The sequence below is a fragment of the Bifidobacterium sp. ESL0769 genome (genome assembly GCF_029395495.1).
Classification (GTDB): Bacteria; Actinomycetota; Actinomycetes; order Actinomycetales; family Bifidobacteriaceae; genus Bifidobacterium.
In genome coordinates this window covers 1,740,235-1,764,587 of record NZ_CP113918.1, presented here as the reverse complement: position 1 = coordinate 1,764,587, position 24,353 = coordinate 1,740,235, and the positions used below count along the sequence as shown (strand labels likewise).

The window sequence follows — 24,353 nt, the reverse complement described above, 5'->3', positions numbered from 1 at the left end:
AAGCAGTGACGTTGATGTGATTGCCGGAACGACATGGAAGGTTTGACGTAACCTGTCGGATGTATCTGGCCGGTCTTGTCGACAATGACGTGCAACAGCGCCGTGCCGCGAGCCGGCGGGGCATATCCGCATACAAGCAAAAGGAGAGATGAGGATATGCAAGAACCAGTAGCAACATTGGATGGCTGGTACTGCCTGGACCTGTGGTGGAAGATGGATTGGCCGTCGTTCCAAAAGCAGAACCCTGAGGCGCAACGTAACGAGGTCAGCCAGTTCAAGCAGATGCTTGCTGAATTCGAAGCCAACGAGGAAGCCGGCAAAGGCAGCTGGTACCTCTTCGACGTCAGCGGCACCAAAGGCGACCTCGGTCTGATTCTGTATCGCGAGACACTGGACGAGCTTAACGAAATCGAGAACCGCTTGGCGAAGCTGCCGTTGTCAGCGTACCTCACCAGGGCCGGTTCGTTCGTTTCGGTCGGCGAGGCGGGAACCTATTCCGGCAAGCCGAAAAGCGATCGCGGCTGGGCCTATGTCAACCGCGCGGTCAAGCCGAAGCTGCCGAAGAAGCCATATGTCTGCTTCTATCCGATGTCCAAAACCCGCAACCCGGGTGCCAACTGGTATACGCTTCCCTTCGAGCAGCGCCAGGCCTATATGAAGGACCATGGCAAAATCGGCCGTTCGTTCGGCGGCCGTGTGCTGCCGTTCATCACCGGCGCGATGGGCCTTGACGATCACGAGTGGGGAGTCCTGCTCCTGGCCGACGATCCGTTGGTCTTCAAAAAGATCATCGAAGCGATGCGTTACGCCGAAGCGAGCTCCATTTATGGTGATTTCCCTTATTTCGTATCAGGTACGTATCTTCCCGTTGAAGACCTGGACCATTTCTTCCTCGATGGCTGGGAAGTGAGCCGCCCGAAGCCAGGTGCCCGCCACACGCTGGAAGGCGAGATCATTCCCGCCGGAGCCGATAAGCCGGTTCCTTCCCAACCAGCTATGCCGCAACATCCAACCGCGTCGGAACAATCAGCCGCATCCGCATCAAATCCGGAGGCCCATCATCATGAGTGACGCTGTATCCAAAACTGCGACCGAAGCCGCTACTAAAGCCGCCGACGCCGCGAAAACCGTCGGCCGTGCCGTGCGCAAACCGCCGATCTGGTTCTACGCACTGGTCGTCTTCGTCACCCAGCTTGACAGCGGTTCGGCGGGCACCCTGCTTTCCTCAATCGTCAAGACCTTCGGCCTTACGACGCTGAGCTCCTCGTGGGTCGCCGGCATCTACACGCTGGGCCTCGTGGTCGGCACGCCGATCATGGCGAACCTTTCCGACACCCGCGGCACCAAGAAGGTCTTCCTCTGGGAGCTTGGCTTTTGGTTCGTCGGCTGCCTGATCACCGCCATCGCCCCGATGTATCCGCTGATGCTCGCCGGCCGTTTTATCCAGGCCATCGGCGACAGCGGCATCATGGTGCTTGCGATGAACGAGCTTATGCAGGCCGCCCGCAAGAATCATCAGGGCCGCAGGGTCTCCTTCGTCGGCGTGGTCGCCGGACTTTCCGCCGTCGCGGGTCCGGCGCTTGCAGGTATGGCCATCGGCATGGCTAAGAACTGGCGCGTGTTCTATTACGGCATGCTTCCTGTCCTGCTCATCCTCTTCGTGATGGCGTGGTTCGTCATGGACAACCAGCTTGCGGCTACGAGCACCAAAACCGATCTGGCCGGCCTGTGCTCCTTCTCCGTGGCTCTTTTGACGCTGATGCTCGGCATCACCTTATGCCAGCATTTCAAGCAGTACTGGATCATGGTTCTCGTGCTCTTCGTCATCGCTGTGGTCGCGTTCCTGCTGTTCCTCTACTCCGAAAAGAAGCTTGACAAATCCACGATGCCGTTCCTGCCGATCAGCCTGTTCCACAACCGTTCCTACGTCCTGACGCTGGTACTTGCGATGGTCGGCGGCAGCCTCTTCTCTCTGTTCGTCTACATTCCCACCTATGTCTTTGTGGTATTTCACCTTTCCAAGGCGCTTTCCGGCATGACCATGATGGGCACTGGTTTGGGCAGTTTGATCGGTTCGTACGTCGGTGGCATTTTCGTCGACAAACTCGGAAACAAGAAGGCCTTGATCGTCTCGAGTGCCATCAACGGCATTTCCGTCATCGGCATCCTTCTGACGGCACACAGCCTTCCGGCGTTCTTCGTGCTTTCGACCCTGTTCGGCTTCGGCCTAGGCGCGTTCATGTCCTCGCCGCTGCAGGTCATCGCCGGACGCTTGGCCGCGCCGGACCAGCGTATGCAGGCCATCGGCGGCGTCTCGGCGTGCAAGAAGATCGGCATGACCATCGCCCCGCTCATCTTCGCCTCCGCCCAGCTCATCGGCAGTGTACACGGCAATCCGACGCTGACTTCGTTCCGCGCCATGTTCCTCGTCGCGCTGCTCATCGCGGTGGTGTGCATCGTGCTGACCCTATTCATCCCCTTCAACAAAGGAAACATCGATAATGACAAGTGAAAATTCCGACAACGCAACCTCCGCCCCGAAGAAGGCGGTGCTCCTGATGGCCTACGGCACTCCGTACAAAACCGAGGACCTGATGGGCTATTACACCAACATCCGGCATGGCGTGAAGCCGCCGCAGAAGTTGTATGACGAACTGGCCGGCCGTTACGAGGCCATCGGCGGCACCTCTCCGCTCGCCGAGATCACCGACGACCAGGTCGCCGGCCTGCAGGCCGCGCTCGACCACGACCATCTGGGCGAATATGTGGTGCGCAAGGGCTTCAAATACATCGAGCCCTATATCGCCCAGACTATCGACGAATTCGCTGACGCCGGCATCACCGATATCTACGGTCTTCCGCTGGCCCCACAATATTCGGTCTATTCTGTGGAAAACTATCACGAGCGCGCACAGGAAGCCCTGAAAAAGCATCCTGAAATCGCCTATCATCCCATCCGCAGCTGGTGGAAGGATGAGAACCTCATCAAGTTCTGGGCCGACCAGCTGATTGCGATGAAAGACCTCACCGACCGTGCTGACACCAAGGTCATTTTCAGTGCCCACAGCCTGCCGATGCGCATCATCAACGGCGGCGACCCGTACCTTGACGAGGTGACCAACAACGCCAAGACCGTGGCCAAGGCCGCCGGCTTACGTAGCGACCAATACACCATCGCCTGGCAGAGCGCCGGGCGCACCGGTGAGCCGTGGATCGGGCCCGACTTCAAGGAAACTGCAAAGGATCTCATTCAAAACGGTGGGATTTCGACCATCGTCTCGGGTTCTCTCGGCTTCATTGTCGACAATCTCGAGATTCTCGACGACGTCGACATCGAGCTCAAAGGCGAAATCGAATCCGTGGGCGGCAAGCTTCGTCGCCTGCAGATGCCGAACGCCGATCCACTGCTTGAAGCCGCGCTCGAAGACGCTGTTTTGAGCGCCGAATGACGGCAGCATAGTCAGATAAGCAAACCAACACAAAGGAACAACGATGGGCCAACAAGTCACGGCGGTGCTGCTGATGGGTTTCGGCACGCCATATCAATCCAGCGACATCATGGACTTCTGCACTTGCATGTTCGGCGGGCACAAGCCGAGCGAGCAGGTATACGAAGGTGTGAAATCGCATTATGACGCGCTAAACATGGGCGGCATCTCGCCGTTGGCCCACGTCACCGACGATCAGGCCGAAGCGTTGCAGTGCAGGCTTGATCGCGATTTTCCGGGCCGCTACAAGGTCTACACCGGCTTCAAATATATCAAGCCCTTCATCGAGGACGTGGCTGACCAGATCGCCGCCGACGGGATTACCGATGTGCGTGGCATTGCGCTCGCGCCGCAATATTCCACTTCGACTAACGAGGGCTACCATCGCCGTGCCGAGGCCCAATTCGCCAAGCATCCGCATATGGTCTACACTGCAGTGCGCGGCTGGTGGTCCGACGAGCATCTGGTTCGCTTCTGGGCCGACAGGCTTGCGGAAGTTCGTGAAACCGTCGCCAAGCCGAATACCAGAGTTTTGCTTGTTTCGCACAGCGTCAAGAACACCGTCATCGAAGGTGGCGACCCCTATCGCGACGAGGCGGTCAACAACGCCAAGGCGGTTGCCGAACGTGCCGGACTTGAAGACGGAAAGTGGTCGGTGGCTTGGCAGTGCGGCGGTCCTTCGGCCGACAAATGGCTGGCGCCGGACATTGAAGTCGCTGTGCGTGATTTTATGAGCAAAGGCGAGGCGGACACGTTCGTCGTGGCCCCGCTGAGTTTCATTGCCGACAACGTCGAGGTGCTCTACGACATCGATATCGAGCTCAAGGCCAACGTCGAAAAGCTCGGCGGCACGCTGATTAGGCTGCGCATGCCGAACGACGATCCGTTGCTGGTTGAGGCGTTGGAAGACTTGGTATATGAAGGCGAGATTCGAGCTGGGGCGAAGGTTGCCGCACCTTGCGCTCGATAACAACTATCGTAATTTAATAATTTGTAGTAATAAACGTTGAACCCAACAAAAGGTTGACAATCATGGCAGAACAGAAAACAGCAGTGTTGCTCATGGGTCTCGGCGCTCCCGATACCATTGAGGAAGTTCGCGATTTCTATACCGGCATCCACGGCGGCAAACCCAGCGAGGAAATGTACCAGTCGGTAAAGAAGCATTACGAGATCATCGGCGGCACTTCGCCGCTCGGCCGCATCACCGGCGAGCAGGCCGAGGATTTGCAGCAAAAGCTTGACCAGGACCATCCCGGCGAATATAAGGTCTATCTTGCTTTCAAATATGCAGAACCCACGATTTTCGGGACCATCGACCAGATTGTGGCCGACGGCTATACACAGATCGTCGGTCTGCCGCTGTTTCCGGAGCGTTCTTATGCCAGCGGTGACTACCACAACCGCGCCGAAACCCGGCTTGCGCAGTATCCGCAAGTCTCCTACCGTGCGGTTCGCGGCTGGTGGCTTGACCGTAATCTCATCGAATATTGGGCCGACAGGCTCAAGGATGAGCAGGAGGTCATCGACCGCCCGGACACGAAAGTCATCCTGAGTTCGCATAGCCTGCAGACGCGCGTGGTCAAAAGCGGTGACCCATATACCGAGCAGGCCGTCGAAGTCGCCAAAGCGGTGGCGAAGGCCGCCGGGCTTGACGAAAGCAAGTATGTCATCGCCTGGCAGAACGGCGGCAGCACACCGGAGGAATGGGTCCTGCCCGATATCAATGACGTGGCCAAGGACCTGGTCGAAAACCAAGGCATCAAGACCATCGTTTCGGGCTCGCTGAGCTTCATCGCCGACAATCTCGAGGTGCTCTTCGGTGTGGATGTCGGCTTCAAAAAGACCGTCGAGGGCTTGGGTGCCAAGCTCATTCGCCTCCCGTTGCCGAACACGGATCCGTTGCTCATCGCCGCGCTTGAGGATGCGGTGCTCGGGGTTTGAGAACGACATGGCAAAAGCGGTGCATAAATTCAGCTTTATGCACCGCTTTCTGTATTTTACTGCGAACCATCTAGGTTACGACGGATATCAGCGTTCTATTTTCTCCTCAAGATAGGCAGCCACCTCATCCACGGTATGCACGTCCTTCTCGGTCCCTGAGAATCCTCTATCGGTTTCTTGCCTACGGATCCTGCAGAGGATGCCTTCGGGGTCGTCCGGATCGGCGAAAAAGGCGAAACCGTAACGGGCCGACGGCCACTCTTTGGAATAGGAGATGTCCAAACAGCGGGGATCTATCAAGCCGTCTGTGTTCATATAAGAGAACTCGGTGTCGCCGTGGACACCGTTAGCGTATTCAAGGTACGTCGTCCACTTGTGCTTCCCATGCACCCCGTTGAGCCGGGCGAGCGGTTCTCCGCGTTGCTCCTCGATTTTCATCCAACGACTGATGAGATTGATGACATCGTTGGCCTTGCTAACGATTTGGCGGTCTTGTTCGTCGATGAACGTGTCATCTGAGTCGCATGCGATGTCAAGTGCTTCTGCGGCCCGGTGCACTTGCTGCAGTCTGTATGCGAACAATGCCATTCTGCATATGGCTTTGGGCCGGTTGGTGCCTTTGAGCAGCGTTAGATACCCGGGATCTTCGTTGCGGGCTTGCGAATGAAGCGGACAGTAGACGAGGTCGTAGATTGCTGTGTCGCTTTGGCCGGCATCTGTTGCGTTATCAGAGTTGCTGGCATCTCCTGTGTCACTGGACGTGGTTCCAGATACGCAAGTGACTGCGGAATGGTCCGTGTCGCTTGCCATGGTTGCGGGAGTGGCCGTATGTCTCTCAACCAGCGAAACCGCCCCGGGCTTGGGGTCGTTCAATGAGAAGTATCGAGGGCTGACATTGTATTGCAGAAAATCGATGGCCGCTTGCGGGTTCGAGGGGAAGTCGTCGATGTGTAGCGCTGCCTGCCGAGCACTGTCGGCAGTGGAAGGATCCGAGGCGAGTAGCAGGTATAGGTAAAGGCTTTCCGGCTTTTGAACCGGCATGGGGTCGAACCAGCTTCCGTCGCATAATATGATTTGGTACCCTTCCTGGTCTTTGACAACAGCCGAAATGGTCTTGCTATCCAAACCGTTGACGAATATCAGCGGGTCGAGTTCGACGAGAATGAAGAGCAGCGCCTTGTCGATGGAGCTGAAGCGCAGGATGGCCTCGGCTCTTTGATCGGAAGGTTCTTCGAACGACCATGTCACCCGCTTGCACGGCAGCGAATACGACAATGTGACGTGTCCGTTGCCGGTTCTGGGCGCAGCGATGGTGATGATGAACGGTTTACGGCCCGGAGAAAAACAAAGGATGCGCTGGATTCCGGCCGTTTCCTGTGTCAATTCCGTGATTGCATCGCTGACGGGATCTCCGGTCGGGACACTATTCTTCTTTACGGTTTCCGTTTTGTCGTTTGCAGGCGTGCCCGGGACGATGGAATCGGGAATGAACCACCAACCGCTTCCGGCAAGCAGATATCGGAGGTTGTCAAAAAGCCAATCCATGTCATGCTGGGTCTTGCTGCTGGTTTTGTCAACGTTTTCGTTGATTTCTTCATCAAGGTTACTGACGTTTTGGACGGCTTCGACGTCAACCCTAGTGCCGTTGAAAGCATCGGCAATGACATTCGCATCGGGTTTGATATTATCGGATTCGCTGTTTTCGGCTTTGTCGGTATCAGATTTGTCACAGTCGTCTTTGTCGTAGGATTTGTCATCTTCGGATTCATTGCCTAACTCATCATTGCCGGAATCCTTGCCAAGGTCGGCAATGCCTGGATTGGCCAATATTTCATGAACGTCCGCGCAGCTGAATTTCCGGATGTCGATGCCGATTCGTGCCGCCAGTTCATAGAGATTTTGCAGACGCCACGCCCACAAGGTGAATGCAAGGAGATAGTGCTCTTTTGAAGAGTTGTCCGGGTCCCATCCAAGCGGGTAGTCTTGGTTGTTGTAGCATTCTCCCTCGGTGCAGGCGAAGTGCAGGTGGTAATCGCTATATTTTGCGCTCTGTCTGTAAGTGAGGCAGACCTTGCCATCCACGTCCTTACCCAACGAGTAATACTGGGGTTTCACCAACGACGTGAGGAATTCCGGAGCGTTGGCGAGGTCATTGTAGTTGCCTTCGTTGCGTTTGCAATAGAGCTCGATCTTGTGCGTGAGCGTTTTGTGGTCAGGTTCTCCGTATGGGTCGTCCGTCGGTTTTCCGGGGTTCGCGCGGCCAAGGTAAGTGGCCAGATACAGTCTGGCCGCCTCGATCCCATGCACATTGACACTGCCGAGATCGACATTTCCTTCGTTACGCAACAGATGGCAATGGTAGATATCGGTGGCATCGTCGGACACCTGCTCAAGATAAAAATGGAACGGATACGTCTTGTCTTTCGCGGTGATCAGAATACCCCCGCAGCTTTTGATTTGGTCGGGCCAATGAGGGTAATCGGCACGATCGGCCGGTGCGTAGCCCAGCGGAAGCTCGGTCTGTTCAAAGCCTCGCTCGTCGAGAAGCGCCGAAAGGGTTGCCATGTCACGCCGGCGGGTCACGGCATGGTCGATGACGTTCCACATGTGGTCCATCCCATGCGAACAGCTTCTGGCATATCTCACCACGACGTCCTCGAGGTTCGCGTCGTGCTTGATTCCCAGTTGGTCGGCAAGCTCGTAGACGGATCGCATCAGCATGGAAAGAGTCGTGAATGCCCTGACTGCATCGGTGTACGTGGTCCTTGCAGGGATGTCGTCTTTCTGCCAGACGCTCCATTTGTAGGGTTCCGGACTGCTGATGTATTCGGAGGTCCCGTCCTCGTTTACATAGTCGATTTCGTAGGTAAATCCCTCTTTGATGTGTTTCCATGGATCTTCGTGAATGCGTCCGTACATGTATATCTGCCCACGGTTCGGTGGGCAAAATGAGAAGGAATCCCTATCCGAGCGCCCGGGTGAGTATGCGAGCATCTGTTTCGGGTTGACGTCAATTTCGTCGAGCTTTCGCGCCTCATCCAGCGACGTCTGGGCCGTACGTGGGTCGGAGAAGAAACGTAGATAATAATAAATACTTTCCGATTGGTTGAGCTTGATTGACGCGATGCCCTGGCCGTCTTTGAAATAGACGGTGAAGCCATCGTCGTGAAGGCTGGCGAACGTAACGTCGTTGGGGGAGAGGGCGTGGTGCGTAAGGAATGGTCGGAAATTCAGCGCCAGATAAAGAACGACCATTCCCGCTTCGCCTTTGATGTCGTAGTGCCGATATTCGTGCTTGAATACGCAAGGAGAATCTAAATCAGCAGAAGGGGTTACCTTGGATTCTCGGGGTTTCTGCTTTTTGGTTGCCTTGGTGACGAGGGTGTGGATCCGGAAGCCGTTGAGCTTGGGGACGATGCAGATCATTTTCAATGCGGGTTCGGGCGAAATGCAGATGATGCGCTTCGCTTGCGGCATGTCGGGTTCGGGATCTATTTTCGTGACGCGGAAGGCCAGGTCTGCCTCCATCCGTTTGTCTTCCGTGTCGAAGACGGTGTCTCCGCCGTATTCGTCCATCAGCGTGCGCCAGCTGTAATGGTCCATGAAGGGCTTGAGCAGTTCGAAAAGTCTGTCCATTCTCGCGTCGAGTTCGTTTTCGTGGGTTTCGGGGTTCTCGTGGTTTGTGTCATTTACGTTGCTGCCGGCGTCGCTGTTTTTGACGCTGCCATCGTCGTTGTCGGCAGTCGGATTACTGGGGTTTGTGGTGGTCATGGGCTTCTTCGGTGTAGCTGTTGCGGGGAATTTGGGCATTTACCTTCTTGTGTTTACGATAGCATCTCTCTTGCGTGTGGTTGCGGGAATACCGCGATGTAATGCGTTTATAAAATTATGGGAAATGATGTGATGATGGTAAAAGTTTGAAAGCGAGTTGAAGGTGGGGACGCGATTGTCTTAAAGCGGAGGATTACGGCCGCCGTCATATCTGCCGAAGCCTTTGAGCCCGCGAAGTTTTGCTGCCCGATGAATTCGCGCGAGGGCTGCCAAATTCTCGATTGTCCGGTCTATCTTTAGAGACATAACTTAAAATAATATTTCTCATTACGATATAATAAATTTTCATATTTCGAGACGAAACTTTGTTGAAGTGTCGCAAAAGACGATAAAAGCGTGTACACTGTAATCAGTGATTCGATGAAGGCCTTGTCTCTTATCTTTCGCTGTTTGTAACGGGTGTCCGGTTTTACTGGAGGACTGGAAATCCGCAGGTTGTGTGGTGAAGCGGCGTCGCTTGTTCTTTCTTCCCAAATTCTTTTGGCTCCCTTCACCATGCCCGTTTTGCCTCCGCCCGTTGGTTTTCCTTGATTAACGAATAACTTTGTTTGCTTGTAATACTCGTTGGTTTTCGAGGACTGCCATTTTCGTATAAACGGGATTTGATTGTGCATGTAAGGCTTGTTTTATGATTAATTGGGAATGGATGACCGATACGTTTTTGAGGAGTGGCAATGAGACGAGCGGTGGTGGGGATTGCGGCGCATGTGGATGCGGGGAAGACCACGTTGTGCGAGGCGATGCTCTATCGCGCCGGCGAGATTCGCAAGCTCGGGCGTGTGGATCACGGTGATGCGTTTCTTGATACGGATGCCATGGAGAAGCGGCGTGGAATCACCATTTTCTCGAAGCAAGCGATTCTTGATGTTCGCGGAGACAATGTAGGCGGTACTTCTGCAAAAGAAAGCAAGAGTTCAAAAACCAGTGCGAGTCAAGGCGATTTCGAGTTCACGTTGCTTGACACCCCTGGCCACGTCGATTTTTCGGCGGAGATGGAGCGGACGCTGCGGGTACTAGATTACGCAATTCTCGTGGTGGATGCCAACGGTGGGCTGCAGGGTTACACCGAAACGCTCTGGCGGCTGCTCGCCCGCTACAACGTGCCGACGTTTGTCTTCATTAATAAAATGGACGCGGTCGGAGCTGACAAGGCTGGGCTTATTAGGCAGATGCAACAGAGGTTTTCTGAAGGTTGTGTTGATTTTGAAGGGGACACTGAGCCGGGCGAGCAGGAAGAAGTCGCGTTGCTCGATGATCGCGGCATCGCGATGGACGAGCTTTTGGACTCAGGCAGGATTTCTGATGACACCTTGCGTTCGATGGTCACCGCGCGTGAGATGTTTCCTTGCTACTCTGGTTCGGCGCTGAAGCTTGAAGGCATTGATGAATTCCTTGCCGGGCTGGAACGGTTTACGAAACAGAAGGATTATCCCAGCGATCTCGGCGCTCGCGTCTACAAGATTTCGCACGACGAGCAGGGCAATCGTCTCACTTGGCTCAAAGTTACTGGCGGCTCGCTTAAAGTCAAAGCAACGCTTACGAACGAGCGTGATAGTAATTCCCAAAAATCCGAAAGTGTCGATCGAAGCGGTGGCCATACCCCTAAATCCGAAGGTGACAGCTCGGAAGACAGCAATGACTTGGCTGAATCCGATACTGCAATCTGGCAGGAAAAAGTCGACCAGATTCGGCGGTATTCCGGGGCAAAGTTCGAGTTGGCCGACGAGGTTGGGGCCGGTTCCGTCTGTGCGGTGACTGGATTGACGCAAACCTTCCCGGGTGAAGGCTTGGGAGTTGAGCCCGATGCAGGCGAATCTGTATTGCAACCAGTGCTCACTTATACCGTATTGCCCGGTAAAGCTAATACTGGTGACAATCAACAACATAATGTTGATGAAACGCAGGAGAGTGATTCGTCGACAGGCGAGCAACAGGCCAAGTCTGCCGAAGTCACGCCGGAATTGCACAAGATTCTGGTGGCGCTGCGAACGCTCGAGGACGAAGACCCGGCGTTGCACGTGCGCTGGGTAGCGAGGCTCGGTGAAATCCATGTGCAGCTGATGGGTGCGGTGCAGGTCGAAATCATCACGCAGATGATGCACGACCGCTTCGGCATCGACGTTCATTTTGGCCCTGGCGGCATTCTTTACCGCGAGACCATTACGGCCCCGATCGAAGGTATCGGCCATTTCGAGCCGTTGCGTCACTATGCGGAAGTTCATCTGCTGATGGAACCGGGCGAGCCGGGCAGTGGCATGCGTTTCGAGTCGCGTTGCAGCCTCGACGATCTCGACCGCAATTGGCAACGCGCGATTCTGACCCATCTGCGCGAGAAGGAACATCTTGGTGTGCTCCTGGGTTCGCCGATAACAGATATGAAGATTTCCCTTGTCGCCGGCCGCGGCCACGAAAAGCATACGGAAGGCGGCGATTTTCGCGAGGCCACGTATCGTGCGGTACGGCAAGGTCTGATGGAACTCAAGGCAAAAGGTGAGTGTCGGCTTTTGGAGCCGTGGTACAGCTTCCGCTTGGAAGTCCCGCAGGACATGTTGGGCCGCGCGATGGCCGATATCCAACGGATGAGCGGCACGTTCGACGCTCCAAAATCCGACGGTGACTACGCCGAGTTGGAGGGCAGTGCGCCGGTCTCCGAAATGCGCGACTATTCGATGGATGTCAATGCCTATACCCACGGTCGCGGCTCACTGACCTGTGTTTTTGCTGGCTATAAGCCTTGCCACTACGCCGACGAAATCATCAAGCAAACCGCCTACGACCCTGAAACCGACCTCGAGAACACTCCTGATTCCGTTTTCTGTGCTCACGGCGCCGGCTACGCCGTCAAGTGGAACAAAGTTCCGGACTTCGCTCACGTCGAAAGCGGGCTGCAATTTAAAAACTAGACAATATACTCTAGTAGCTTAGTCTTTTCTTTCGCCGCGCATAATTTCGCACGACATTAATATCATGGGGTGAGCGCGGGTTTGCCGTGCGTAAGGCTTGGGCTACGGGAGGTCGTGCGATGGCATATATCGATGTGCGGGGCGAAACAAAGCAATACAAAACCGGTGATACCACCATTTATGCGAATCGCGACGTGACATTTTCCATTAACCAAGGCGAGCTCGTGGTCATTCTCGGCGCTTCAGGCGCGGGCAAATCGACATTGCTGAACATCCTGGGCGGGATGGATACCTGCGACGCAGGCCAGGTGATTATCGATGGCAATGATATTGCGCAATATAACGCCCGGCAGTTGACAACCTACCGTCGTTACGACGTCGGCTTCGTTTTCCAGTTCTACAATCTCGTCTCCAACCTGACCGCGCGCGAGAACGTGGAGCTTTCCGCCGAAATCGTGCCGCACGCCGCCGACCCGACGCAGACGCTGATTGACGTCGGGCTTCAAAACAGGCTCGACAATTTCCCGGCCCAGCTTTCCGGCGGCGAACAGCAGCGCGTTGCCATCGCCCGTGCCGTGGCCAAGAAGCCGAAGATTCTGCTGTGTGACGAACCGACCGGCGCACTCGACTATCACACTGGCAAACAGGTGCTGCGCATTCTGCAGGATCAGTCGCGCAAGTTTGGCTCCACCGTCATCATCGTCACCCACAACGCCGCCATCGCGCCGATTGCCGACCGCGTTATCCACATGCGCGACGCCCGAGTACAGGGCATTGAAGAGCACGCGACGCCAGCCGATATCAGCGATATCGAATGGTGATAGGCATGGCAAGTGACGATACAATAGGCCCGGATTTTCGGCAGGAAGACACCGTTCGGATTCCTCCTATCACACCGGGCGCGGCTACTTCAAACGTCGATGGGAAAGATTCGGAGCCATCGCAAGGCCACACTTCGAAACGGATGCTGTGGCGCGATATTCGGCAGGCGTTCTCGAAATCGAAAGGTCGGTTCTTCTCTATCGTCTGCCTCGTGGCGCTAGGTTCCTTCGCGCTGGTGGGGCTCACCGTCTCCGGGCCAGATATGCGAGACACAGGCAACGCCTACTTTGCCGAGCACCATTTGGCCGATTTGAGCGTCATCTCGAGTTATGGGCTCGACAAGGCCGACCGGCAGCAGATTGATAAGGCGCCGGGAGCCTCACGCATCGAATACGGATATCTCAAGGATGTTGTAATACGAAATAGTGATGAAAGCGTTCGCGTGCTCTCTGCGCCGGAAGATATTTCGACCTATCATCTCGTGGCAGGTCGGATGCCGAAAACTTCGCGTGAAACGGTTATCGATTCATCGCACAAGGGCAAATATCCGATTGGCTCGACGCTGCGGCTTACCGAAAAGCCGGACGCTCTGGGACGTAAGGTGTTGCGTCGCGACAACTTCAAGGTCGTCGGTTTCGTCGATTCCACTGAAATCCTGAGTTCGGTGAATATGGGGCCTTCGACTTCCGGTTCCGGCTCGCTGGATGGGTATGCGGTGGTGACGCCAAGTGCGTTCAAATCCGATGATTATATGATTGCAAGGCTTACTTATACCGACCTTGACCATATGCACGACCATTATTCATCGAAATATAATGACGCGTTGCAAGTGCACAAGAAGGCGCTCGATAAAATCTTGGCTGGACGGCCCAAAGCGCGGCGGCAAAGCATCGAAAAGCAGGTCAAGCCGCAGATCGACTCTGGGCAGCAGCAGGTCAATGATGCCAAGCAGCAGCTCTCCAGCGCACGGCAACAATTGACCGACGGCAAGTCGCAACTTGACAGCGGCAGCCAGCAGTTGGCTGCCTCCCGACAGCAATTGGCCACGCAGGTCGCTTCGGCGCAACAGCAGATTGCCGCGGCGCAAACCAAGATTGCGAACGGGCAGAACACTTACAACACCAACAAGCAACAGTATGATACCGGAGCCGCGCAAGTCGGTGCGGCGGCTCAGCAGATCAGCAACGCATACGCGCAGCTCAATGCCGTGCAATCGCAGATTGACACCAACTCGGGCAAACTTGAGGCAGGCAAGAAACAGGCCGATGATGCGGTGGCGCAGGTCGAAGCGGCACAAACGGCCAATCAGCAGGGGATTGACGCTGTGCAGGGGCAGATTAATGCTGGCAACGCTCAGCTTCCATCACTTTCCGGACCCGCTCACGACGCTCTGCAAGCTCAACTTGCCCAGCTCAATACTCAATTGCAGCAACTTCAGGTTCAGACTCAAGTTATCGCGCAAAAGTCAGCAGAAGCCAAAGCCGGACGCGACGCTTTCGTTGTCAATACCTATAATCTCGGAATCGCGCAGATTCAAGCTGCTCAGGCGCAGCTCAACGCCCAACGCGCCCAGGTAAATGCCAGCAATGCCCAGCTTGCCCAGAAGCAACAGCAGTTGGCCGCCGCCAAGACGTCGCTTGACCAGGCCGCAGCCCAGCTTGCACAGGCCAAAGCCCATGTCCAACAATCGCAACAACAACTTGCTGCCAACCAGCAGCAGGCGCAGGCTCAGATTAATGCTGCTCAAACCCAATTGACCGATAAAACCAACGAATACAACACCAACAAGGCGCAGTTCGATCAGGCAGAGCCCGGTGCACAAAAGAAAATCAAGGATGCCGAGCGCAAGCTCAACAACGCCACCGCGATGCTTAATGCCCTCGAAGATCCGGTCTATTCGGTGGATTCCAAGCGCGAAACGCCTGGCTCTGACGGCTACAAGATCTACGATTCGATTTCCGTGATCGTCGATTCGCTTTCGCGCATCTTCCCGTACTTCATGTACTTGGTTGCCGCGCTGGTCACGTTCACCACGATGACCCGTTTCGTCGACGAGGAGCGCATCAACGCCGGCACGCTCAAGGGGCTGGGCTATTCCGACCGCGACGTGATGAAGAAATTCGTGGTTTATGGCTTCGCCGCTTCGATTCTGGGCGCGGTTATCGGCATTTTCGCGGGCCATACGCTACTGCCGATGATCGTCTATAACGCTTATAAAGTCGGCTTTAACGTGCCGGTGATCCATCTCGGATTCCACTGGCAAGTCACGCTGCTGGCTTTCGTGCTGGCCATGGTAAGCGCCGTCGTGCCGGCCGTGTGGAGCGCCGCACGCGAGCTCAAGGAACGTCCGGCCGCGCTGATGCTGCCCAAGCCGCCGAGCGCTGGTTCCAAGATTCTGCTGGAACGTATACCTTTCATCTGGAATCATCTGAACTTCACTCACAAAGTGACCGCCCGCAACATTTTCCGCTACAAGCAGCGTATGTTCATGACCATTTTCGGCGTCTGCGGTTCGGTAGCGCTGTTGACCGCGGGCTTTGCGGTGCAGGGTTCGATTTCGGCCATCAACCAGCACCAGTTCGGCGACGTGATGCATTACAATCTCATTGCGGCGGAAAACGCTCACGTCACCGATTCCCAGAATAAGGCCATCGGCAAGCGGCTTGAGAAATCCGATATCAAGCGCTCGATGCCGGTTCATTACGAATCGATAACCAAGGTTGCCGGGCACAACGGCGACAAGCAGTCCGTCACCATGCTCGTGCCACGCGATACTTCAAGCTTCGATGATTACATCAAGCTTGACACGCGTCAAGGCCATCATCCTCTTTCGCTGGAGCCGAATGGGGCGGTGATCTCCGAGCGTTTCGCAAACCTCGTACACGCCAAGAAGGGCGACACCATCGACTTCCAGAATGGCGCCGGCAAGACCTACCGTGTCAAGGTCACCGGCATCTGCGAGATGTATCTCGGCCACTTCATGGTGATGAGTCCGTCGGCGTATCGTTCGGTTTTCGGGCAACGCTACCAGACCAACGCTTATATGGTCACGTTGAAGGACGGCAGCATGGCCAACACCAAGCGGCAGGCAGCCTCATTCATGCGACTGGGCGGCATCGAGGGCGTGGTGCAGAACACGACGCTCATGCACCAGATTGATGTGGTGGTCAAGGCCTTGAACCAGATCATGTGGGTGCTCATCATCGTGGCGACCATGCTCGGCGTGGTTATCCTCTACAACCTCACCAATCTCAACGTCTCCGAGCGTGTCCGCGAGCTCTCGACCATCAAGGTGCTGGGCTTCTACAACGGAGAGACCACGATGTATATCTACCGCGAAACGATTTTGCTTTCGTTGCTCGGCATCGTCGTCGGCTACGGCTTCGGCGCATGGCTACACCGCTACATCATCACCGCCGTCCCGCCCGACGACGTCATGTTCGACCCGTCGGTCACCTGGCTCGCCTTCGTGGTGCCGCTGGTCGTGGTCGGTTTCATCACGGCCGCGCTGGGTTGGTTCGTCAACACCAAGCTGAAGCATCTTGATATGCTCGAGGCCCTCAAGTCCGTGGACTGATTATGCGGTTATAGGCAGATATAAGAGTACAAGAAAAGACCTGCCGGTATTGCTGCTGGCAGGTTTTTTGTAGTAATTGCCTATTTGTGATGTCTAGTCAGGGCCTGGTTGAAGAAGCGGTATTCGTGCTCGGTGGAGCCTAGGGCGGCGTCCATCATACAGTCGTAGGCGCTCATGGTTCCGGCGGCTGCGAGCTTGTCACAGATATGCAGCTCCTCGAGCGTGCGTGAGGCAAAGCCGGGATCGGCGTACATGCGGATCCACAAGCCGTAAGGATGGTGGTCGAGGTCAAGTCGGCGTTCGCGGACCTGCCGTTCCATTTCCTGCCCGATGACAGAATAAACCCAGTAGCACGGCATGACCACGGCAACCAGCGCGGCGTACGAACCGGTGTCGGTGAAGCAGTGCTCATGGCCAAGATAAGCGGCGGTCGTCTCGCTCATCGGCGCGCGCTCGACGCTGAAGCCGTGTTCCCGGTACCACTGCTTATGGAACGTCAGTCCCTCCTCGAGTCCGTACGAGGCGGCGTCGGCGAAGAACGCACGTTCGTGTGGGTCGGTGGCTCGGCTGCTCGCCAGCGCCAGCAGCGAAGTGTAGTCGGTGAGATAAAGGTCATCCTGATGTAGGTAGAACGAGAAATCGTCGAGCGGCAGCGTTCCGTCAAGCATACGTTCGATGAAGGGCATCTTGGCAATGCGCTCGCGGATTCCGGCGGTACGACGCCAATAATCCTCGATAAAACTCAGCCCGGTCGGGGAGTGCTGCCAAGTGAAATCGACAGGCCCGTGGCCGTGACCAACATGCAAACTGTCTGCTGCGGCAATGGCTCTGGTCATCCATGCTTTGGCACGTTTCGTGGTTTCGACCCAGTCGTTGCACTGTGGACGCAAGGCCGCGAGCGTGCTGGAGAGGGTGTCGCCGGTTCCGTGCACGTTTTGGGTTGGAATCGCAGCACCTTTGATGTGGGTGCTTAACGGTTCCCCATCACCTGCTGAAGTCGGCACCGCAAGAATATCAGTGCATTCTTCATTGCCGTTCAGTGCCAGCGCACCGCCTTTCGCATACACGGCGACATTAAAATGAGCTGCGACCGATTTTGCCAACCGTTCCATCTCCTCGTAGGAACGTGGAGTTTGCGGAACGGTGTAACCAGTGCTAGTCGAGCTATCTGACGAAGTAGGGCCGTTTAATGGTTTGTTTTCAATATTTCTAATGGTTGAAATATCGCTGTCTAATTCTGATTCATTGCCCATCGCGTCGAGCGCGGCCAGTTCCATCGCGTTGGGAGTGATGATATCGGCCAGCGGAATCAGTGTGGTCAACGCTTGCTCGGCCTCGGCGGTGAGCAGACGGTCGCCGGACTTGGCATACATCACCGGATCGAGCACCACGGTCGGCTTGCGTTTGCCATTGGTTTCGTAAGTATTCAGCAGTTCCAACAGCCATTCTCGCACGGTATCCACCAATTCCGGGGTACCGAGCATACCGATTTTCATGGAGTCGATTTCGGCATCGTCGCTTACGGCCTTGAGCTGAGCGAGCAAAAACGACGGTTCGACGTTGACGATGTCGGTGACACCTTGCGTGTTCTGTGCCAGTACGCTAGTCATCGCCGCATAACCGAAGACGCCCTGCGCGGTGAACGCTTTCATATCCGCCATCGTGCCTGCTCCGCCGATGGGGTCGGAACCTTCGATCGAGAGCACGCGCAGGCGGGATGGCTTGGTTTTATCGAGGTCGTTGTCATAGCGTTGCTGCATCTTGAACAATTCGGCGATGGCCTGTTCAGATTCATTGTTTAGAGTCTCTGCGGTATTTTTATTTTCCGTTGTGCTTGGATTGTCGTTTAAGGCTGTTGTCGTATTTTCCATATCGCTTTTATCTGAATTGTCCGAAATTTCATTGAAGTTAACAGAATTAGTAGTGCCGTTCATTATTGAATTTCCTGTGTCTAATTTTTACTGTTGCGCCATTGCCAAGCATGGTCCATCGGCCCCGAACCGGCGCCGAGGTCGAGACCGGCGGCGATACAACCGGTGAGATAATCTTTACCGCTTTGCACGGCTTCAGCCAACGATTCGCCCTTGGCGAGCCCAGACGCGATGGCACTGGAAAGCGTACAGCCCGTACCGTGGGTATTGGGGTTGGTGATGCGTTCGTGACGGAACCAAGTGATTTGCTTGTTGTCTAATAACAAGTCGTTGGCACCGTTGTGCCCATGTCCGCCTTTGACAAGTACTGCGCAACCTCCGCAATGTTCCGTGATGCGTTGTGCTGCTTCGATGATGCTTGCCTCGTCGTGAATGGTTCCGCTCGTAGTCTCGCTCAGTATTTCGGCTTCGGGGATATTCGGCGTCACCAAGGTGACCAGTGGAAGTAGCTTCGTGCACAGCGCATCAACCGAACTTTTGCTACTCAGCCGGTCACCGCTGGAAGCAATCATCACTGGGTCGACCACGATATTGGTGGCGCGAAAATACTTAAGCCGATCCGCAATGACTTCGATGAGTTCGGCATTAGGTACCATGCCGATTTTTACGGCATCGGGCCGAATATCCTCGAAAACAGCGTCAATCTGCGCAGCCAGCATGTCCGGAGAAGTGGCAGCAGAGGCTCGTACACCAGTCGTGTTCTGAGCGGTCAACGAGGTAATGGCACTCATTCCGTAAACCCCGCAAGCCATGAACGTTTTGAGGTCGGCTTGGATGCCAGCTCCGCCGGACGAGTCGCTGCCTGCGATGGACAGTACCGCCGGCAAGCGATACGGGTGAACGCCTGTAGTCGGCATAACCGGCAGTTCATCGACAGATGGATTATGCGACATCGTCACCCACGCTTCGCGCGTGCGTCGTTCCAGGAATCCACCATGGCCTTGGTGGTGGCCTGCGGGTCGTCGGCACCGGCGATGGCGGAGACCACGAACCAGCCGGCGGCCTCGGTCTGTGCCAGATCCGGCAGATCTTCGAGCTTTACGCCGCCGCCCACGACGATGGGGTAGTGGGATTCACGGCACAGCGCGTTGATGGATTTGGTGTCCTGCGTGTGACGCTTGTGATCCGCGCCGATGACGATGCAATCGGGCTTGGTGGTGCTGGGGTGCAGCGGGCCGGCGCCGATGTAGTCGATGGTGCCCTCAGGTAGGGCGTTGGCGGCCTTCACTTCATCAAGCACTTTGCAGCTCAATCCGATAATGGCGTCCGATCCGAGCAGTTTGCGCGCCTCTACTGGGTTCATGTCATCTTGCCCGATATGCACCCCGTCGACCTTGATGCCCATGTCCCGGCACTGCCAGGCCACGTCCGCACGGTCGTCGATAACCAGCGGAACGGAGTCGGACGCACCGGCCTGAGCGATGACGTCGGCGGTTTGCCGTGCGATTTCGGTGATGTTCCTGGCGTCGCCCGGCTTGACGCGAATCTGGACGAAGGTGATGCCACCGGTCAGCGCCTGCCGCACGATGTCGGGGACGGGCCGTGATTTGGTATCCGCCGGGCCGAGCACGATATATGAGCTCAGGTCAAAGCGGTCGCGCATGGACGGGAATGGTGTCGAATTGGTTGTAGTCAAGATGGACTCGATTCTGCAAATAATAAATATTTACGTCTATAAAAATGTGTGATTAGCGCAAGCGCATCATGATGTCAGATTGCGCCAAAACGGGATGCTCAGGCCAGAATCGGCGAGGCGGCGATCTGCTCGGGAGTGGTCGACCAAAGCCCGTCAAGGAACGCGACTTGGAAGGAACCCGGGCCGTGCGAGTTGGTCTCGCCGGTTTCGCTGGCACGGTTGTAGAGCGCACTCGCGGCGATGGCGGCGGTCAGGGGGTCGGCGACGGCCAGATACGTTGCGACTACACCGCCCAGCGAGCAGCCGGCTCCGGTGATTTTCGTCATCATTGCGCTGCCACCGGGCAGACGATAGGTGTGCTCGCCGTCGGTGACGAGGTCAGTTTCGCCAGAAACGGCTACTGCGCCCTGGCCTTTCGCGTCGCCCTTGGCGATGAACTTCGCCAAAACTCGTGCGGATTCTTCCGCAGCTTCGACGTCATCGGCCGATTCCACGCCGACGGGTCCGCTGGATTTCTTGGATTTTCCGGAATCCTTCTCGTCCTCGTTCAGCGGCAGCTCCCACATTTCCCGCAGTTTGATGATTTCGGAAGCATTGCCGCGAATGATGGTCGGCGGCGCCGCCTTGAACGACTTCAGGATATCGGTGCGCGTCGTGCCGAGCCCCGCGGCCACCGGGTCAAGTACCCAGCGGTGGTGGTCGGCGTGGAAGTGCCTGGCGATTTCCTCGAGCGCGTCCTCGTAGAACGGCAGCAGCGTGCCGACGTTGATGTAACTGGCGCCACTGGCCACCTCGCCGTCGGCGATGTCGTCGGGCAGGAAGCTCATGGCTGCCGCGCCGCCCGCCGCCAACTGTGCGTTGGCCACGAGGTTGATGGTGACGAAATTGGTGAAGGACTGGGCCAGAGGCGTCGTGTCCCGTACGGTCTGTGCGGCCTCGCGGATGCTTTCACGCAGCGGATCATCCGTTGCCAAATCGTTCAGATTGTTGAGGTTATTATTTGCTGATGAGTATGCGTCATTGACCATATTCGCGTCTCCCTACGATGGTATTAACCAACAGGTTCCAAGGGTCGAGCGTTGTGCTCGTCTCAACTTGCGCGCCCGCCGAAGCCGGTCCGCAGGTTCCCCTGCACTTACAACCACGACGCTATGTGCTTCATTGGACAAACGTTGTTCCGTTTCGAGAAGTGGCCGGCAAAGGGTAGTTGTTGCGCCGGTCACTTCAGCCAACACCTCAGCCGACAATTCGGCAGCTCCGGCACAGTTGGCATAGGGTCTTATGGGAAAGAAAAGCTACAGCCTCTATTTTCGGCATCGAGGCGACGCAAGACGTGGCGATATACTTGGACGGTTGTTGTTCTGATTCATCACGACCCGGGAGATTTCGGCTATGACCGCGAGGATACGATATTTCGACATCGCCAAAGGTATCGCGATGATTTGCGTGGTCCTCGGCCACAGCGTGCTGATGGTCGTTCCGATGAGCGAGGCGGCTCGGCTAATCTATGTGTTCTGTTTTTCGTTCCACATGCCGCTGTTCTTCGTGTTGTCAGGCTATTTCATGCATCCCGACCACCCGTTCGCCTGGCGCAAGGAATCCCGCGAACTGCTGCTCACCTATGTGCTGACCGCCGCAGCCGTGGTGGCCCTTCACGCTTTGCTCGCCCTGGCCTTGCGCCACGATGCGGCTCACGTCACGGGCACTTGGTTTGTCGCGGCATTGTACGGTTCCGGTGCCGATACCAGTAACGCGCTGATCCCCATGTCCAGAAGCATTGGTGCCATTTGGTTCCTTCTTGCGCTGTTTTGGGCCCATTTGCTGGTCCACATTGCCTATCGTTTGCCCGCCACACCTTTGTGGATTATCAGTTTCTTTGCTTTTGGTTATTTTTCATCACGTTATATTTGGTTGCCGCTGAGCGTTCAAGCGGGTTTGACCTCGGCGTTGTTTGTTTATCTTGGTTGTTTGGCAAAGCGTTTTGATGTGATGGATCTGCTGTGTCGCAGGCCTTACTTGTGGATTGTGGCGGCGATTCCGTGGGGCGTGGCCATGTGGAAATTCAGTTCATTTGGCTTGGCTACCAATGCCTTTGGCGATACCCCGGCACTTTCAATCATTGGCTCTGTTGGCGGCACTGCTTGTATCGTCGGTATTTCCATAGCGATTGACCGCTGGGCGGCTTCTATCGGCAAGGCATTGGCATTCATTGGGCGATACACCTTGGCGATTTTCTGTGCCCATCTGCTGGAGAATGATGTATTGCCATGGGTCACCATCATGGGCAAGACCCAGCCCATCGTCGGCTATCAGCTTGAGCCGTTCTTTATCTTTGCCGTCAAATGTGTGCTGATTGCCGTAATTGCAGTGGCGCTTTATTACGTTCCTGCAATCAATTCCGTATTCTTCCCTACGTTACGCAAAAACAAGAAGACGGCCACGCTTAATGAACAGACCACCTGAGGCTAAGCCGCAGATGGTCTGAATAATTGGTATCAACGAGATTGCCGGCATACGGCTAGTTTCGATGGCTGCTGGCGCATAACCTCAAAAGTCGGTATTAACAATGGAGTATTAAGCTCGACCAGTCTCGATAGTTGCCAGTTTTAGGCCTGAATGCCGGGTTGGCTATAGGTTACCAGCGCACGGAAATGCGCTGGTGGTCGTGCGGTTTGTCCGCATCGATTTCGTCGACCATCGCCACTGCGTAATCCGCGTAGCTGATGGCACTTTTGCCGTCTTTATCGGTGGTGTATTCCTCGCCGGCCAAGACGTACTTGCCGGTGCGCGGGCCGTCGGCTTGGAAATCGCCGGCAGGGCTTACGTAGGTCCAATGCACGTCGTCCCGCTTGCGCAGGGCGTCGAGTGCCTTGCCCATCGCCAGCGGCACGCCCTTGATATTGTCGGGGAACGAGTCGGAAAGCTGCTTGGTATGCGCCTTGTCGGTGTAGAGGCTGCCAGCGCCGCCGACCACGAGCAATCGGGTGTCGCTTCCGGACAGGGCATCGGCCAAGTGCTTCAACGAAGTGCTGTGCTCGTCAAGCTTGGCAGGGTCGAAGATGCCGAACGCGTCCACCACGGCGTCGAAACCGGTGAGGTCGGCGGCGGTAAGGTCGTAAAGATCCTTGATAATGGCATGCTGCGCTTTGGTCTTGTTTTCGCCTCGCACGATGGCGGTAACATCCATGCCACGGTTGACGGCCTCTTCGACGATCAGTCGTCCCGACTTGCCGTTGGCTGCGACCACTGCGATTTTCTTGCTCATAGATATTGATCTTTCTGTTTCGATTACTTGCTGTTTGATGGTTTGATTGTTGCTGCATTTGCTTGCAGCCGTGGGCTGGGCTAGTTTACTTGACGACCTTGAAACCACTGGTCCACTGCGTGCCGCCGTTCATGGCCAAGACCATCTGCAGCGCACCGAAACCCTCCATGTAGGAGGCACGCTTGAGCGGGCCGGCGTCCACGAAGCGCAAGTCTGCACCTTCGATGACGGCTTGCAGCACCTTCTTCGCATCCTCGTTGTCGGAAGCCGCCATCACTGTGGTCGGCGCGCCGTCGTTGGTTCCGCTGGCGAGGGTTGCGGCAAAATCGGTGTTGAACGCTTTGATGACCTTGGAATTCGGCAGCTTGGAAGCCAGTTCTTCGGCTGCCGAATGCACGCCTTGCGGCAGCGCCAGGTCCATGGTGCTGAAATCGACGGGATTGCTCGGATCCACGACTATCTTGCCGGCGAGCTGTTTGCCGTATTCTTTGACGACACTGGCTTCGGCTGGGTAGGGCAGTGCAAGGATGACGATGTCGCCGGTGATTTCCTCGCTCCACTGCGAAGCGGTGACGCCCGGAATGGCTGCGGCCTTGGCTTTGTCACGGTCAACGACCTGTACGTCGGCTCCCGCCGCTACGCCGATACCTGCTACGGCTGCCCCGATATGTCCTGATCCGAAAACGGTAATGCTTGTCATGATGTGCTCTTTTCTGTGTGGTTTATGTGGCTGGGTACTTATCTTGCGCTGTGTCTTGATTCCAAAATCTAGAATCTCAGCAGTTGCTGTAATTGTTACTGTAGCGGAGAACGGCGTTGAAAGTTGGTAGTTACATTGGGGAGGTATAGGCACTTAAGAGTAACTTTTGCGAGTTTCCAATGAAAATGTATTTCAAGAATTCTCAAAGATACGCTATTGGAGTAATGGCTATTTACGGATATAAAGTCCAAAAGTA

General features: G+C 55.8%; 17 protein-coding genes and 1 riboswitch. Of the genes, 9 read left to right on the top strand and 8 right to left on the bottom strand.

The genetic code is table 11. The annotated features are described in order from the left end of the window. The first annotated feature begins 156 nt into the window (after positions 1–156). The 5 genes from hemQ to hemH (OZX72_RS07050) all read left to right on the top strand — a co-directional run bounded on the left by hemQ (position 157) and on the right by hemH (OZX72_RS07050) (position 5,432). The gene (gene hemQ / locus OZX72_RS07070) at positions 157–1,071 is read left to right on the top strand and encodes a hydrogen peroxide-dependent heme synthase (RefSeq protein WP_277157998.1); all 915 of its coding nucleotides are present in this window, start codon (positions 157–159) and stop codon (positions 1,069–1,071) included. After that, a complete protein-coding gene (locus tag OZX72_RS07065) occupies positions 1,064–2,512 on the top strand; it encodes an MFS transporter (RefSeq protein ID WP_277157997.1) in 1,449 nt (482 codons plus the stop codon). The genes hemQ and OZX72_RS07065 overlap by 8 nt, the downstream gene beginning before the upstream one ends. Beyond that, positions 2,502–3,449 carry a ferrochelatase gene (gene hemH / locus OZX72_RS07060; protein ID WP_277157995.1) on the top strand — a complete coding sequence of 316 codons (948 nt, stop codon included), beginning with the start codon at positions 2,502–2,504 and terminating at the stop codon, positions 3,447–3,449. The genes OZX72_RS07065 and hemH (OZX72_RS07060) overlap by 11 nt, the downstream gene beginning before the upstream one ends. A 43-nt stretch (positions 3,450–3,492) precedes the next feature. After that, positions 3,493–4,458: a ferrochelatase gene (hemH, locus tag OZX72_RS07055; RefSeq protein ID WP_277157993.1), complete on the top strand. Its 966-nt coding sequence runs from the start codon at positions 3,493–3,495 to the stop codon at positions 4,456–4,458. A gap of 62 nt (positions 4,459–4,520) precedes the next feature. Then, complete coding sequence (gene hemH, locus OZX72_RS07050) at positions 4,521–5,432, top strand: ferrochelatase (RefSeq protein WP_277157991.1); 912 nt, start codon at positions 4,521–4,523, stop codon at positions 5,430–5,432. A gap of 87 nt (positions 5,433–5,519) precedes the next feature. Here the strand turns inward: hemH (OZX72_RS07050) and OZX72_RS07045 are convergent, their stop codons facing one another. Next, entirely contained in the window at positions 5,520–9,203 is a 3,684-nt protein-coding gene (locus tag OZX72_RS07045) for a hypothetical protein (protein ID WP_277157990.1), read from the bottom strand. Between the two features lie 296 nt (positions 9,204–9,499). Beyond that, positions 9,500–9,877, bottom strand: coding sequence for a hypothetical protein (locus OZX72_RS07040; RefSeq protein WP_277157989.1), 378 nt, complete (start codon positions 9,875–9,877; stop codon positions 9,500–9,502). A 60-nt stretch (positions 9,878–9,937) separates the two neighbouring features. Here OZX72_RS07040 and OZX72_RS07035 point away from each other — a divergent pair, with 60 nt between their 5' ends. The 3 genes from OZX72_RS07035 (at position 9,938) to OZX72_RS07025 (ending at position 16,565) form a co-directional block, all read left to right on the top strand. After that, a complete protein-coding gene (locus OZX72_RS07035) occupies positions 9,938–12,166 on the top strand; it encodes a TetM/TetW/TetO/TetS family tetracycline resistance ribosomal protection protein (RefSeq protein WP_277157988.1) in 2,229 nt (742 codons plus the stop codon). Positions 12,167–12,285: 119 nt separating this feature from the next. Beyond that, the gene (locus tag OZX72_RS07030) at positions 12,286–12,987 is read left to right on the top strand and encodes an ABC transporter ATP-binding protein (RefSeq protein ID WP_277157987.1); all 702 of its coding nucleotides are present in this window, start codon (positions 12,286–12,288) and stop codon (positions 12,985–12,987) included. Positions 12,988–12,992: 5 nt separating this feature from the next. Next, a complete protein-coding gene (locus OZX72_RS07025; RefSeq protein ID WP_277157986.1) occupies positions 12,993–16,565 on the top strand; it encodes an FtsX-like permease family protein in 3,573 nt (1,190 codons plus the stop codon). Between the two features lie 80 nt (positions 16,566–16,645). Here OZX72_RS07025 and OZX72_RS07020 read toward each other — a convergent pair whose 3' ends face one another. From OZX72_RS07020 to OZX72_RS07005, 4 genes are all read right to left on the bottom strand, one after another. After that, the gene (locus OZX72_RS07020) at positions 16,646–18,436 is read right to left on the bottom strand and encodes a bifunctional hydroxymethylpyrimidine kinase/phosphomethylpyrimidine kinase (RefSeq protein ID WP_277157985.1); all 1,791 of its coding nucleotides are present in this window, start codon (positions 18,434–18,436) and stop codon (positions 16,646–16,648) included. A gap of 80 nt (positions 18,437–18,516) precedes the next feature. Continuing rightward, positions 18,517–19,353 (bottom strand): bifunctional hydroxymethylpyrimidine kinase/phosphomethylpyrimidine kinase, encoded by an 837-nt coding sequence (gene thiD / locus OZX72_RS07015; protein ID WP_277159399.1) that lies wholly within the window; start codon positions 19,351–19,353, stop codon positions 18,517–18,519. A gap of 38 nt (positions 19,354–19,391) precedes the next feature. After that, on the bottom strand, positions 19,392–20,132 hold the full coding sequence (locus OZX72_RS07010; protein WP_277157983.1) for a thiamine phosphate synthase: 741 nt from the start codon (positions 20,130–20,132) through the stop codon (positions 19,392–19,394). A gap of 98 nt (positions 20,133–20,230) precedes the next feature. After that, complete coding sequence (locus OZX72_RS07005; protein WP_277157982.1) at positions 20,231–21,160, bottom strand: hydroxyethylthiazole kinase; 930 nt, start codon at positions 21,158–21,160, stop codon at positions 20,231–20,233. Further along, a riboswitch (TPP riboswitch) is annotated at positions 21,152–21,273 on the bottom strand. Its footprint overlaps the gene before it by 9 nt. Before the next feature lie 251 nt (positions 21,274–21,524). Here OZX72_RS07005 and OZX72_RS07000 point away from each other — a divergent pair. Further along, positions 21,525–22,595 (top strand): acyltransferase family protein, encoded by a 1,071-nt coding sequence (locus tag OZX72_RS07000; protein ID WP_277157981.1) that lies wholly within the window; start codon positions 21,525–21,527, stop codon positions 22,593–22,595. Positions 22,596–22,767: 172 nt separating this feature from the next. On the opposite strand, the gene OZX72_RS06995 is transcribed toward OZX72_RS07000, so the two are convergent. Next, complete coding sequence (locus OZX72_RS06995) at positions 22,768–23,397, bottom strand: NAD(P)H-binding protein (RefSeq protein ID WP_277157980.1); 630 nt, start codon at positions 23,395–23,397, stop codon at positions 22,768–22,770. An 85-nt stretch (positions 23,398–23,482) separates the two neighbouring features. Then, complete coding sequence (locus tag OZX72_RS06990; protein WP_277157979.1) at positions 23,483–24,097, bottom strand: NAD(P)-binding domain-containing protein; 615 nt, start codon at positions 24,095–24,097, stop codon at positions 23,483–23,485. Positions 24,098–24,353: the final 256 nt, after the last annotated feature.